This is a genomic window from Sporolactobacillus sp. PKPK-6 (genome assembly GCF_056678885.1).
In genome coordinates this window covers 1,296,017-1,309,562 of the sequence record NZ_JBWXPA010000001.1, presented here as the reverse complement: position 1 = coordinate 1,309,562, position 13,546 = coordinate 1,296,017, and the positions used below count along the sequence as shown (strand labels likewise).

General features: G+C 39.5%; 14 protein-coding genes. 9 read left to right on the top strand and 5 right to left on the bottom strand.

What is annotated here, in order from left to right; translation table 11 throughout:
* Window positions 1-826 precede the first annotated feature (826 nt).
* The 3 genes from AC1MBV_RS06245 to AC1MBV_RS06235 all read right to left on the bottom strand — a co-directional run bounded on the left by AC1MBV_RS06245 (window position 827) and on the right by AC1MBV_RS06235 (window position 3,767).
* Complete coding sequence (locus tag AC1MBV_RS06245) at window positions 827-1,417, bottom strand: sigma-70 family RNA polymerase sigma factor (protein WP_480947849.1); 591 nt, start codon at window positions 1,415-1,417, stop codon at window positions 827-829.
* Between the two features lie 457 nt (window positions 1,418-1,874).
* Entirely contained in the window at window positions 1,875-2,186 is a 312-nt protein-coding gene (locus AC1MBV_RS06240) for a hypothetical protein (protein WP_255747173.1), read from the bottom strand.
* Window positions 2,187-3,053: 867 nt separating this feature from the next.
* Window positions 3,054-3,767, bottom strand: a complete 714-nt coding sequence (locus tag AC1MBV_RS06235; protein ID WP_255747172.1) for a L,D-transpeptidase family protein — start codon at window positions 3,765-3,767, stop codon at window positions 3,054-3,056.
* 886 nt (window positions 3,768-4,653) lie between these two features.
* Here AC1MBV_RS06235 and AC1MBV_RS06230 point away from each other — a divergent pair.
* The 9 genes from AC1MBV_RS06230 to AC1MBV_RS06190 all read left to right on the top strand — a co-directional run bounded on the left by AC1MBV_RS06230 (window position 4,654) and on the right by AC1MBV_RS06190 (window position 11,917).
* On the top strand, window positions 4,654-6,177 hold the full coding sequence (locus AC1MBV_RS06230; protein WP_480947848.1) for a BglG family transcription antiterminator: 1,524 nt from the start codon (window positions 4,654-4,656) through the stop codon (window positions 6,175-6,177).
* On the top strand, window positions 6,167-6,610 hold the full coding sequence (locus AC1MBV_RS06225; protein WP_255747169.1) for a PTS sugar transporter subunit IIA: 444 nt from the start codon (window positions 6,167-6,169) through the stop codon (window positions 6,608-6,610). The genes AC1MBV_RS06230 and AC1MBV_RS06225 overlap by 11 nt, the downstream gene beginning before the upstream one ends.
* A gap of 76 nt (window positions 6,611-6,686) precedes the next feature.
* Window positions 6,687-7,154, top strand: a complete 468-nt coding sequence (locus AC1MBV_RS06220) for a PTS sugar transporter subunit IIA (RefSeq protein WP_255747405.1) — start codon at window positions 6,687-6,689, stop codon at window positions 7,152-7,154.
* A 20-nt stretch (window positions 7,155-7,174) separates the two neighbouring features.
* Entirely contained in the window at window positions 7,175-7,492 is a 318-nt protein-coding gene (locus AC1MBV_RS06215) for a PTS fructose transporter subunit IIB (RefSeq protein ID WP_255747167.1), read from the top strand.
* 1 nt (window position 7,493) lies between these two features.
* The gene (locus tag AC1MBV_RS06210) at window positions 7,494-8,600 is read left to right on the top strand and encodes a PTS fructose transporter subunit IIC (protein WP_255747165.1); all 1,107 of its coding nucleotides are present in this window, start codon (window positions 7,494-7,496) and stop codon (window positions 8,598-8,600) included.
* A 21-nt stretch (window positions 8,601-8,621) separates the two neighbouring features.
* Window positions 8,622-9,476, top strand: a complete 855-nt coding sequence (locus AC1MBV_RS06205; protein ID WP_255747163.1) for a class II fructose-bisphosphate aldolase — start codon at window positions 8,622-8,624, stop codon at window positions 9,474-9,476.
* 25 nt (window positions 9,477-9,501) lie between these two features.
* Window positions 9,502-10,395 carry a ketose-bisphosphate aldolase gene (locus AC1MBV_RS06200; RefSeq protein ID WP_255747161.1) on the top strand — a complete coding sequence of 298 codons (894 nt, stop codon included), beginning with the start codon at window positions 9,502-9,504 and terminating at the stop codon, window positions 10,393-10,395.
* Between the two features lie 175 nt (window positions 10,396-10,570).
* Entirely contained in the window at window positions 10,571-11,446 is an 876-nt protein-coding gene (locus tag AC1MBV_RS06195) for an ROK family protein (RefSeq protein WP_255747159.1), read from the top strand.
* A gap of 246 nt (window positions 11,447-11,692) precedes the next feature.
* Entirely contained in the window at window positions 11,693-11,917 is a 225-nt protein-coding gene (locus AC1MBV_RS06190) for a DUF6932 family protein (RefSeq protein ID WP_255747157.1), read from the top strand.
* A gap of 645 nt (window positions 11,918-12,562) precedes the next feature.
* Here AC1MBV_RS06190 and AC1MBV_RS06185 read toward each other — a convergent pair.
* Complete coding sequence (locus AC1MBV_RS06185; protein WP_255747155.1) at window positions 12,563-12,874, bottom strand: hypothetical protein; 312 nt, start codon at window positions 12,872-12,874, stop codon at window positions 12,563-12,565.
* Between the two features lie 353 nt (window positions 12,875-13,227).
* A complete protein-coding gene (locus AC1MBV_RS06180) occupies window positions 13,228-13,431 on the bottom strand; it encodes a hypothetical protein (RefSeq protein ID WP_480947847.1) in 204 nt (67 codons plus the stop codon).
* Between the last annotated feature and the right edge of the window lie 115 nt (window positions 13,432-13,546).

Here is a 13,546-nt window from a genome sequence, read left to right as displayed (position 1 = left end):
CTGGTGTGATGTGTTCATTGGTTGACACGCTCGTACTGGTCATAAAGCAGGTGAGGGGAGGGAATTTGGTCTGAGTGTAGATCGGATCAATTATGTATAGGATGATTTGCAGCAAAGTGGGTGGACTAAAAAATGAGCAGTCGTCTCATAACAAGGGACGGCTGCTCTATTATTATCGATCAGTCGAACGAAATGTTCGCTTGAGACTTGCATGACGTGCGTACGTATTGATTAGGTGATTTGGTATCAAATCCGTTGAGGTGCGACAGTAATAGGTGCCGTGTGACTGACTAGATGAATAAAACGATGTGGACTTCTTCTATGTATCCCTGTCCAGTAAGGAGGTGGTTGGCGCTTCGAGGAAGCAGGAGGATCAGCAGCTGAGATCCACTGATCATTCAGGCGAGGTCTAGCTTGGTTCTTACGAGGACTTGCTTTGACTATCGAGGTGCTAATGAATCAAGCGCCTTTTGATTCACTGAGGGTTTCTTTTTGCTTTATTGCGTTAACGCTTCGCTTTACCTCCTTGTTTTCATAATACTAAATTTTTCTATAAATAGGAATATTTATTTTCAAAAAATTAGATAATTAATACCTATCTGTTCACAATTCCGACAAAATAATACGATAAGACTAAGTCTATATGATTATTTATATAGATGCATAGGGTTCTAAGATATTTAGACAACATAATGGTCGTTTCCAATTCTCCGCAGAAAATATCTTATATATATATTTTCCTATTCGTTCCACCATTGTACAGTCGAAAACAAAAAATCGACCGGATTAGCATTGTTTCTGTTGAACCGATCGATTTTTTAACTGCTTATTTTCGTTTTTTCAATTCATCCTTTAAAGGTGCCAACTTTTTACGCAAGCTTTTTTTCCAGGAGCGAACCGTGTGCTCGGAGACATGGGCAGCATCGGCGATTTGTTCAGTACTCCAATCATGAAAGACGGAAAGCTTGATGTAGAGGGCCTCGCGCGGGGTGAGTGTGGGGAGGTGATCTTGGAGGATGCGCAGCATTTGCCTGTTCAGTGACTCATTTGATTCATCGGGAATGTCATAGGCGGAGTCGTCGCGTTCGTATACTTCTCGACTTTTGTTCTTGTAGTGTTTGCGGAGGTAGTCGGAGAGTCGGCCTTCCATCGTTCGAGCAGCGAAGGCGATGAACACATGTTCCGGATTTTTGTCCGGCGCAACTTTTGTAATGTCGAATTTGTCATTGGCTTCTGAGAATGCATACTGCGCGGTTTGCAGTAGATCGTCATAATCGGCGGGACATAAATACTGCTTGTACATGTCGTTATAGCGTTTGACGGTTTTTCGGATTTTCGGTTCATACTTTTGCAACAATCTCTCGAAGGCATAGCACTCAGGCTCGAACGGGGCAGCAAAATAGTCGGTAAATGGCATAATGGTGGGGCTCCTTTCGGGGATTCAGTTTTTGGGTTGAAGCTGAATGTTGTGGTGCGTGGATTAAAGAGGCGGTGGCGGGGGGATGAAGCAGATATTGGTATATTTTTGCTCTATGTTTTATAGATAGGAGGCATGGTTCGGAAATGGTGGGGGAGAATTTAAAAATATGTAAATAAACGAATAGATTTTAAGATTACATCAGAATTGTTAAGGAAATAGGGGAGCACAGAATCAGAAGGAGACTTAACCGTTGATTCAGAAATGAAAAAGACATCTCTGAGTCGTGCAATGGAATTGACACGGAGATGTCCTTCTTGCATCAGTATTGGATTGTTCGACCAAAAGAAAAGCAAACCTGGATTGGAACGCCGTTCGTCGACATGCCGGTTCGCATGCGGTTTCGGCGTAAAGGGGATTTCATTAGACTATGGTTTCTGTTCAGCTAGAGCTGAGCTTAGAAGCCGTATTCTTCGTCTTTATTGTTGAACGCCTTCAAAAAGTTTTGTAATTCTTGGTGGAGCCAAATTCGTCCATGCTCTGCATGATTGCTGATGTAATCATGGTACGTACGAATAAAAGCAGGATTTAACATGCCAATTAATTGGGCAAGGGAACCGTCCTTATTATACATAGAAAGGTGGCTGGGCTGCGCGCGATAAACATGTTCTCCGGTTTTCAATTCAAACAAATAGTGGGTGTTACTCGTGTCACATTGACAAATAGCCTCCATGCACGCATTCACAAAAGTTCTCTTGCCTTTGTCCATTACAACGCCTCCAATAATAGTAGATTTGTCATGCTCACACCAGACTGTGTATCTGATCGAACACTAAAGCTGATGTACTATTTCCCAATTCCTCGGAGTAGATTCATCATCCATATTCTTATTATGCAGGAAAATAAGCAAGATACAATCAATAAATATGAGAAAAATATGAAAATACAGTGAATAATGATTTAATTGTGAACAAAATCTTAGAAAAATGGTGGAATGGGAGAGGTGCCTTTGGTTTGGTTAGAAGGATCTTAGTTGTAAATAAGCCGACTGAAGAGGCGCATGGTCAACTTCTTCCTAGGTTCGCAAAATATCGGATCTCTGCAAATTGCCTTTCACTACTAAAATAATCATAACAAGGCTCATACCATTTGACTAGGTGTGGGTTATTTTGACGATTACAGATAAATGGCAGCTGAGGATGAAACTTGCGTATCTTATTAACTAATGGCGTACAAATATAATGCTTGTTAATCAGTTTCTCTTTTTTGTAAACACTGCCCCATAAACCGGGATCTGTTAAGTCACACAAAGTTAAGACACTGAAGAAAAAGACTTCTGTAAAAGTCCTGACCAAAGGAAAGAAATGGGACAAGGTCGTTGCTTCGGGAAAAGTTGGTTATATACTAGCAAAGACAGTGAAAAAATAATTCATATTAAAACGACTACCAGTTTAAGCAAATAGTCGTTTCGTACAAGCAACAAAAAAATCGATCGGTTAGCATTCTCATGCTGCCGGTCAATTTTTTTCTCGTTTTGATCAAGTTGGATTCATCGAATCGTTGAGCTGTTTGTTTGCTGTTAAATAGCGCATAACCAATTTATCTTAAGATAGCAATCTTTATTTAGCCGTTCACTTTAAAAGCGTTTCAATTGATTGACGTTGTTGATGTTCAGTATATATGCTCCCGGCTTGATCGTTCTCATGAGATAGTTCATTTTAGAGCGAGACAGTGAAACGCATCCTGCGGTATAGCCACCGTTTGAGACATGAACAAAGAACCCGGATCCCTTCCATGGGACTCGTTTTGAGTTATAGTTGATCACGATTCCATATTTGTATTGTACCGGATAATCAATAAGGTGCTCGCTTGGTTTATTAAAAGAGCCGCCTTCCTGCCATGTGTTATAGTTTGGATCATTGCTGTCTTCTACCCACCATGAATTTGGTGTGATGTTCCGGAAAGGCAACTTTGTGCCTGGATTACTCGTCCCAAACGCAAAGGTTAATTTATAGGCTCCATAAGGAGTCTTCATGGCTCCTTCATGTGTTTTGCCAATCCCATATTTGCCAACATGTCCGTTTGTTGCCATTTTTTTCAACCATTTCTTACCTTTTTTCTGCCATAACTGGATCTTTGCATGGCTACCATTTCCAACAACAACGAGAATTTGTTTTGTTCGTTTGGACAGTTTTGTTTTTGAAATGGAGGATTTATTGACATATGTACTACCGCTGATTTGATAATCGACATTAAGTCTCTTTATATGGCTTTGGTTAACCTTAACTGTAAAAAAACTTAGTGCAGAAAATAATAAAAGGACAGAGCAGAGTGCGTACCATTTTTTCATTAATGCTGCCTTCTCTCAAAATAAATACTATTAAATTAACAGTTTTATTTTAACATGATTTAATGGGCTTTCACCTTGAATTTTTGATTGAAATTTGATTAAAGAATCAGCACCATTAGATTGATGCCCATCTATGCAGAAAATATCCATTTAAGACGGTAAGCCCTGTAAAGGTGCTGTGAAGATGAGAGAGTGTTGTGGGAAATGCTTCTTATCGAGACGAAGTATTTCTTGAAAGACTAAAATAATGACAATCATAAGTGAAACATACATGAAGAAGAAGGCTCGGACTCCGGATCCCCAGGTTTTTGGTGTGAATCCAATGACCATGCGCGACATAAAACCTGCGAAAAGAACGAGAGCAGCAAAGAGAAACTAAGCAAGCAGAAAAGAACACAAATATAATCAATCCGCCACAGAGACTAAGGTATGTAATCTGTTTCAATGTTTTCATTTCCATTGTTATGTACATATCCTCTTTAGCTACATCAATAACCAAAATTTCCAAAATGAGTGAAGTTTATCCCTAGGTAATGCGCTTAATAACCGTATTCTTTTGCGCCGGTGTTCCTAATTGCCGACATCATTTCATTGCAAGAGGAATCAGATTCATAATTAGAAAGATATCCGTACGCCATTTTGATGTTTGTGCTTTGGCTGTGATTAAAAATGCTTTAGCTGACTTGGATTGTTGACGTTCTGTATCTATGCTCTGGGTTTGATCCTTATTAAGGAGGGAAGTGATACGTATCCTACGTGCTTCTAACCACACTAATACGGACATAAAATTGTTAAAATATATGTAGTTGTGTATGCGCTTACATTTTAATAATATGAAACTATAAAGAGAAAGGAAATGAGGTGTGAATTGAGTATGACAAATACTTTGAACGATCGCCAAAAGAGGATACTGGAAATTTTAAAGCAAACTAATGATTATATCACTGCTGCTGAACTAAGTCGTCAATTTGCAGTATCAACTAAAACCATTTATCGGGATATGAAGCAGATAACGGAGACCTCTTCTCAAAATTATAGGATCGAGAAAAAAGAAAATCTAGGATATATGCTGGTCAACAAAAAACAGACAACAGAGAGTGGTGCTCCGGTCTTTCAAATGCCTGAAGAACGACGACTCAATTTGTTGCTTTACTTGCTTGCAATCTCGCCATACAAAACATCTATTCAAAAAATATCGGAAAGATATTACGTCAGTCAAAGTTCGATCATTAATGATTTTAAACATATTGAAGCGGCCATTGTTCCGTTCAACCTTAAATTATTAAAAGAAAATAGTGGGACTCATATTTGTGGCAATAAGCTTAATGTGCTCCGATTAAGCTCATCTATTATAGAGGGCTTTTTAAAACAGAATGGCGATCCATTTAATCAATATGATATTCCAGAGTTCATTGAACATACGAAAGTCAAAAATGCAACATTGTTCCAGGTTAAGGATTTCCTTCATGAAGTTCAGCAAGAACATAATGCATTCTTGGATCAGCCATCTTATTTAACCATGTTTTGTTACATGCTCTCAGTGATTGAAGGCTATACAAATAATATTCAAAAGCCTAATGCGAACAAGCCAATCGTTCATCAAATCAGAGATGATTCTGCAATTTTTCACGTTACCTATGAGTTAGTGAATAAAATTGAAAAATTCTATCAGATTAAACTAAACAATGATGAGTTTAATGAGCTGTACTACATTTTCAAGGCGTGCAATCTAAATCATGATTCTTTGTTGGATCAAGATCCAATGAGTAGGCAGGCAATGTACTTATCAAGCAAATTAGTAAGTAGAGTGTCTGAAAATAGTGGACTATTTTTTCAAGATGATGATGTTCTTTATAAGCAATTAACATCGCATTTGTGTTCGATGATCTATCGATTGAATCACAAAATAAACATTGTTAATCCAATTTTAAATTCTATTAGAACTAATTTTGGCGGGACCTTTGATTTAGTGAAGCAATGTGTTTATCAAGTTGTTGAAAAAGAGAATTATGCTGATTTTCTGAGTGATGAAGAAGTTGGCTACATCACATTGTATTTCCAAATCCTGATTGATAAATTCATGAAAGAAATTCCCATTCTGATTGAATGTACTAGCGGCATTGGTACATCACATCTTCTGAGTGAGAAAATCAAAAAAATGTTTCCACAGATCAACGTTAAGAGAATTGTCGCACAGCACAGGATTAAAGAAAGTGATTATGCTGATGTTGCTTTAATCATATCTACAGTAAAAACGCGTCACAACGCCAACAAGCCGACTCTTCTAGTGAGCCCGATTTTGAATGATACGGATAAATATAATATAGAGAAGTTTATCAACGACTACTATAAAGAAGCAAATGAAAGGATAGGGAGCAATAGTCCTAAGGAATCAGCAAATGTCACATGAAATTTTATCTGAAAAACTCATTTCGCTTCATTTGCATGCAGCGAATAAAGAAGAGTCCATAGTAGCTTTGTCAGAGATGTTGTTTCATGAAAGAAAAATATATAGTATTCAAGATTTTACAGAAGAAGTTCTTAAAAGGGAGGCGGATGGAGACACGACAATAGGAAAGGGTGTTGCGCTGCCACATGGTATCTCGGACGCAGTGATTGAGAGTTCTGTTGCCATTGGAAGACTAGATGCCGGGATAGCATGGGGATCTAAAGACACGGAACAGGTTCAATTGATTGTATTGCTCGCAGTTCGAGATAATGCCATCCAAAGAGCGCGAAATATTGCTCTTTCAAAATTTGCAAGCGTTTTATCTGATGAGAATACTTTAGAAAAAATGATGAGGGCTAAAGACACCAGGGAAATGATAAGCTTGTTCATTTAGAAAGATAGATAATCCTGTGGAGAACAGAATCCATTATGTCATTTTAACAAGTCTGAAGGAGGAAAGGGCTATGCAAATGAGTGTAGATGAACTGGACATTAAAAAAGTAATTAATGAAGATTTAATTGATTTGAATTTGGAAGCTGCGACAAAGCTTGAAGCCATTGAGCAATTAATTCACCTGTTGTACTTGAATCATTGTATTAATGATGAGAAAGATTTTCTGGAGGATGTACTAAATCGTGAGAAAGAAGGCATCACAGGGCTAGGCGAAGGCGTGGCCATTCCACATGGAAAATCAGAAAGTGTGATCCGGACTTCTCTTGCCATTGGTCGAACCCAGAAGCCAATTGAATGGGAATCTTTGGATGGGAAGCCAATAAGCACGATCATTTTGTTTGCGGTTAAAAATACAGATTCTAATGTTTTGCACATCAAATTGCTCCAAAGAGTCGCCATTTTACTCGCTGATGATGACGTGATTGCTAAGTTTCAAACTGTTCGCACCAAACAAGAGCTTATTGATTTGTTATCGAAAAAATAAGGAGTAGGGAGGAAATTGTGATGAAGATAGTGGGAATCTCTGCTTGTACATCTGGAATCGCCCATACGTACATTGCAAAAGAGAAACTAATCAAAGCAGGAACAGAGGCAGGGCATCAGGTTCGTATTGAAACTCAGGGAACCATTGGCATTGAAGATGAACTGACTGTGCAAGAAATTAAGGAGGCTGATCTGGTTATTATTGCTGCAGATATCAAGATAAGCGGAAGAGAAAGATTCAAGGGAAAGAAGGTGGTGGAGATTCCAACCAATCTAGCCATAAAAGCACCAAAACAGTTGTATAAGAAACTTGAATCAGAATTGCAAAGGGGTGTCTAGAATGTGGAAAAAGATTTGGAGAAAGATGGAACTTAAAAAGCATGCATTAACTGCCATCTCTTATATGCTGCCACTAGTTGTTGCTGCAGGGTTGTTAATTGCGATCGGGAACTTGGCAGGCGGATCGGTAATTACCAATTATAAAGAACCATTCTCAGTAGCTTCCGCACTCCTTTCTCTTGGCGTTTTGGGCATGGGATTGCTGGCGCCGGTGATCGCAGGAGCTATCGCCTATTCAATAGCAGATCGGCCGGGCATCGCACCGGGTCTACTAATGGGGCTGATTGCCAATTCCATTGGCGCGGGATTTCTAGGAGGCATGCTTGGGGGCTTTATTGTCGGATATTTTGTTCTGTTCCTTAGAAAACATCTAAAAGTTCCTAGATGGGCAGAAGGCTTAATGCCGATGATGATTATTCCGCTTGTTTCAAGTGTTGTTATTGGATTGTTAATGTACTTCGTTATTGGTGTACCAATCGTTTGGGCAACGGAGGGAATGACTTCTTTCCTTAATAGCATGCAAGGATCAATGCGTTTCGTCTTCGGTGCGATATTAGGGGGAATGGCAGCATTTGACTTCGGCGGCCCAGTAAACAAAGTAGCTTCGCTATTTGCCGACGGACTTTTGTTGCAAGGTGTAAAAGAACCCGAAGCAGTGAAAATACTTGCTTCAATGGTACCGCCATTCGGTGTGACGATTTCATGGCTTTTATCTTTAGCTTTTCGTAAGAAGAAATATACCAAGGAAGAGGAAGATAACATCAAGATTGCTTTGCCAATGGGTGTTTGTATGATCACTGAAGGGGTTATTCCGATTGCAGCTGTTGATTTGCTCCGCGTTGTAGCCGCTTGTACATTCGGCGCTGCTATTGGAGGAGGATTATCCATGATGTGGGGTGTCGCTTCCCCGGTACCATCAGGCGGAATGTTTATTGTTCCGGCAATGAATCATCCATTGCTCTTCACCTTAGCACTGCTTATCGGTTCTTTAATAACAGGGATCATCTTGTTCCTGTGGAAGAAGGAACCGACTAAAGAGGAAGAAAAATTAAGTGATAAAGATTTTGAAGAAGAATTTGATCTGTCAGATATAAAAATTTCTCAATAAAACAGACAAGGTGATGAGATTATGTACGTTTCGATGAACGGTATGTTACATCGGGCGAATCAAGGTAACTACGCGATTATGGCAATTAACTGTTTTAATCTGGAAACTGCTCAGGCTGCGATTAATGCGGCGCAGGAGTTAAGAGCACCAATTATCATTGATCTTCTGCAGGAGCATATGCAGCAGCATCTAGGAAGTAGGTTTCTCACTCAACCCATTATCAAAATGGCTCATGAAGCGAGTGTTGAGGTGGCGATTAATCTTGATCATGGTAAGGATGTTGGGTTCGTCAAGCGGTGTTTACAGGACGGCTTTTCAAGTGTGATGATGGATGCTTCTGAGCATCCACTAGATGAAAATATTCAGATTACGAGAGATATGGTGGAATTTGCGCAAACGTATGGGGCTAGTGTTGAGGCGGAATTCGGTAATATGGGGGCTGTTGCCGGTAATCATATGACCAATGATCAGATGTATACGGATCCGGATCTGGCCATTGATTTTGCAAAAAAAACAGGTATTGATGCCTTGGCAGTTTCTTATGGATCGAGCCACGGAATTTACCCGGGGGGGTTCGTGCCCACGTTTCACTTTGAAATTGTTGAACAAATAAAAGAAGCAACTAAAATGCCGCTTGTGCTGCATGGTGGCTCTGGGTGCGGGAGCGAAAATATTACACAATCTATTAAACTAGGAATCAACAAAATCAATGTTGGTTCAGATTTCATGAAGGCTCAGATCAGTAGTATCAAAAGACAACTTAGTAAAGATCCGGAAATTAATTTTGTTGACCTGATTCATAACACGATTAAAGGAGGCGAGGAATTAGTTAAACACTATATTCTCCTTTCGCAATCTGCTGGTCAATCACTTTAAAAAAAACAAAGGAAGTGTATGTATTATGTTAATAAACATGAAACAATTATTGGAAGTAGCCAAGGAACATCGTTTTGCTGTAGGGGCATTTAATGTGGCGGATAGCAATTTCGTGCGAGTGGTCGTTGAAGAAGCAGAAAAAAATAATTCGCCGGCAATTATCGCCGTACACCCGACAGAGTTAGCGTTTACGAAAGACAGCTTTTTCAACTATGTTGTAAGCCGCATTAAAAATAGCCCGGTTCCATTTGTCTTACATTTGGATCACGGTGACAGTTTAGCAAGCGTTATGCGCGCGGTTCATGCTGGATTCAGTTCGGTAATGATTGACGGTTCCTTGCTACCATTTGAAGAAAATATTCGCGTAACCAAAGAAGTTGTTGATGTGAGTCACAAAATTGGTGTATCCGTGGAAGGAGAGCTTGGGACGATTGGTAATACCGGCACGACCATCGAAGGAGGATTGACTGAGGTCATTTACACAAAACCGGAAGATGCGGCGGAATTCGTTGAACAGACCGGTGTGGATTCATTAGCTGTTGCCATTGGCACTTGCCATGGAATTTATCCAAAAGGCGTGACGCCGAAACTGCGTATGGATGTTTTAAAAAGTATTAAGGAAATTGTTGATATCCCTCTTGTCCTCCACGGTGGCTCTGCAAACCCGGATGAGGAGATTGCTGAAGCAGTCAAGATCGGCATTCAAAAAGTTAACATTTCATCCGATTATAAATTTGCTTTTTTCAAGAAATGCCGGGAAATATTGGCCACTACTGAACTTTGGGATCCGAATGCCGTTTACCCTGACTGCATTGACGAAGCCAAGAAAGTCGTTAAATATAAGATGGAATTATTTAATTCAATTGGTAAAGCAGACTGTTATAAAGATGTTCCTGCATGGCGAAGCGAGTTAAGTTAAGAACTTAAGTTAGAAGTACATTTTTGAAAGCGCTTAATTTAATAGAGTTGAAAAAGGTTAAGCGGATATCAGATGTCTTTTATAGTCCAATTATGGCTCAACATTTAGACGACGAAGTCTTATGCTGAGTTTTTTTTGCAGGGGAAAAAATTTAATCCTTAAGGAGGTAGGGATCATGTTATTCGGATCAATTGAAGCAGGAGGAACCAAGTTCATTGCGGCGGTTGGTGATGAGCAAATGAAAATAATCGACTCGATTACCGTACCGACGACGAAGCCTGAAGAAACGCTGGAACCCATCTTCTCATTTTTTGATCAGTATTCTATTGATGCAATCGGAGTTGGTTCATTTGGTCCCATTGATGTTAATGAGGATTCTAAGACCTTTGGTTATATCACATCGACGCCAAAGACTTCTTGGAAAAACTTTAACTTTTTTGGCAGCTTAAGTAAACATTATGACATGCCGATTGCTTGGACCACGGATGTGAATGCAGCAGGATATGCGGAATCTGTCATGGGAAATGCGAAGGGCACACAAAGTTGTCTGTACTTGACCGTTGGCACCGGCATCGGCGGTGGTTTTATCAATCAGGGACATATTCTGAACGCATACAGTCATCCGGAAATGGGGCATCTCTTAATCAAGCGCCATCCAAGCGACACCTTCGTGGGTAATTGCCCATTTCATACGGATTGCTTAGAGGGCATGGCCTCCGGACCGGCAGTTGAGAAGCGTTGGGGCAAAAAAGGCATTGAACTTGCTGATCAACCCAATGTATGGGAGCTTGAAGCTTATTATCTCGCTCAAGCGCTGGTTAGTTACACATTGATCTTGCGTCCGGAACGCATTATTCTTGGCGGCGGGATTATGAAACAAAAGCAGATTTTCCAATTGATTCGTGAACAATTTGAGCAGATGCTCAAGGGTTATGTTGCTGTGCCTGATCTGGACACCTATATTCAGCCTGTCGGACTAAATGATCAAGCGGGGATCATCGGAGGATTGTTACTCGCAGAAAAGTCGATTGGGAAAATAAAAGCCTTGTGATAGAGACGGAATCATTGGCCTAATATTTAGTGGGATGAATGGCGGTTTATGCATTCATCCTATTTTTCTATTGTGCTGATTTTGGATGCTTAAAAGTAGCAACTAAAAATGTGCAACAGTTAATCCATTGACAAAACAAATGGTACAAAATTCTATTAACTTATTAGTTAATTTAACGTTTATATTAAGAACATCGTGAGAATAAATTGTAAAATAGTATACCTTTTTTCTCCGGAGGGCAAGATTATGTCACTGGTTTTCAATGAGAATGGAGTTCTTAGTCCCGGAGATTACCTAATGACAATTGAGCAACTAAAAAGTTCTCTATTGGTTCAGGGACCTGGCGGTGGAGAGCCTTGGAATCAACAGAAACCGCTCATGTTAGTCAATAATTTATCTATTCTTGTAGATCAATTGCACCGAGTCGGAATTGATGAAATTTTTATTGATAGTTCATTTGTCAGAGGATAAGACAAATCCAAGTTATCTACGATCAAAATCGAGATTAGTGATGAAGTAGGGGCATAGACTCCAGCAACCTATGCATCGATTCACTCACTTGCCTCCATCTTCAAATGAATCAGGATCTTTGACTAGATAATATTATGAGGAATATCCATCACTCATGATTTGGTTAACGATAAAAGAAGTAGTCATGGATTGTGACTTAATTTACATTTCATGAATGAACGACATGTCCCCTGAAGAACGTAATGAACATATTGCACGAATTAGGAAGGCATGGAGTGAGAACTAATGCTGGTTGTTAGTTTATCTGAAGCATGTTCGTTAATCGAGAAAGAGAGGGTTAAAAGCGCCCTCTCTTCTTTTACATGCTTTGATAAGGTTATCCGAGCACTCAAGAAGTACAAGATTTTATTAGAATCAATGCATTTAAAACGGATACCCAGAGTTTCTCAAGAACCCATTTGTTTACCGTTAATTCAAATACGAAAAGGACATCGCTTGATCGTGCAACTGCATTGGATTGTTCGATCAAAAGAAAAGCAAGACTGGATTGGAACGCCGCTCGTCGACATGCCGGTTCGCATGCAGTCTCGGCGTTAAGAAAGGAGATTCCATTAAACGATGGTTTCTGTTCAGCTATAGCTGAGCTTAGAAGCCGTATTCTTCGTCTTTATTGTTGAACGCCTTCAAAAAGTTTTGTAACTCTTGATGGAGCCAAATTCGTCCATGCTCTGCATGGTTGCTGATGTAATCATGGTACGTACGAATAAAGGCAGGATTTAACATGCCGATTAATGTGGCAAATGAACCGTCATCATTATAGATAGAGAGGTGGTTGGATCGTGCACGATAAACATGTTCTCCGGTTTTCAATTCAAACAGATAGTGGGTATTGCTCGTGTCACAATGACAAATCGCTTCCATACCGGCATTCAAAAAAGCTCTCTTGCCTTTGTCCATAAGTACGCCTCCAACAGTTTTATTTGTCGTGCTCCGATCAGACTACGTCGCTGATCGAGCACTAAGACAATGTCCCTAGTCCCCAACTTTCCCCTGGGCAAGATTCATAGCCTATAGTCTTATTATGCAGGAAAGAATGGAATAGAGGCAATACTGAATAATGAGAAGATAAGAAAAATTAATGAATATTAGCTGAATCCTAAATAGAATAAGAGATTTGTGTATTGATTTAAGATCATTCATTAATTGACGTTCCCCATTTAATTTTTCATCGTTTGTCTATAACTTATTTCGTTCATAAGTGGGCACATTTTCCTCTCGAAATCCGTTCATTTTCTTTTCAACGAATACGTTCATTTTGCGACATCGTTAGGGAAGGGTTTGATTCCATTTTTAATTTGGTCGAAATGCTCTTGTAGGATCCATAAATTTTCCATATCATTCGCATATTGAGCTCGTATACGATTTCGTTCATTTTTTATTGCGAGAATCTGGAGGTTAAGTTGTTTGTTTTCACTTTGTAACTTTGAGATGATTTTCTGCTCTGATTCAGTCAATAGATTGGTTAACAATGATTTTTTTCCTCCCTGTCTATGCAGTTGATGTGCAATATCCCGATTAATCGTTCGGATATTTAATGGATCTTTGGTTTATATATTAATTGTCACAAAT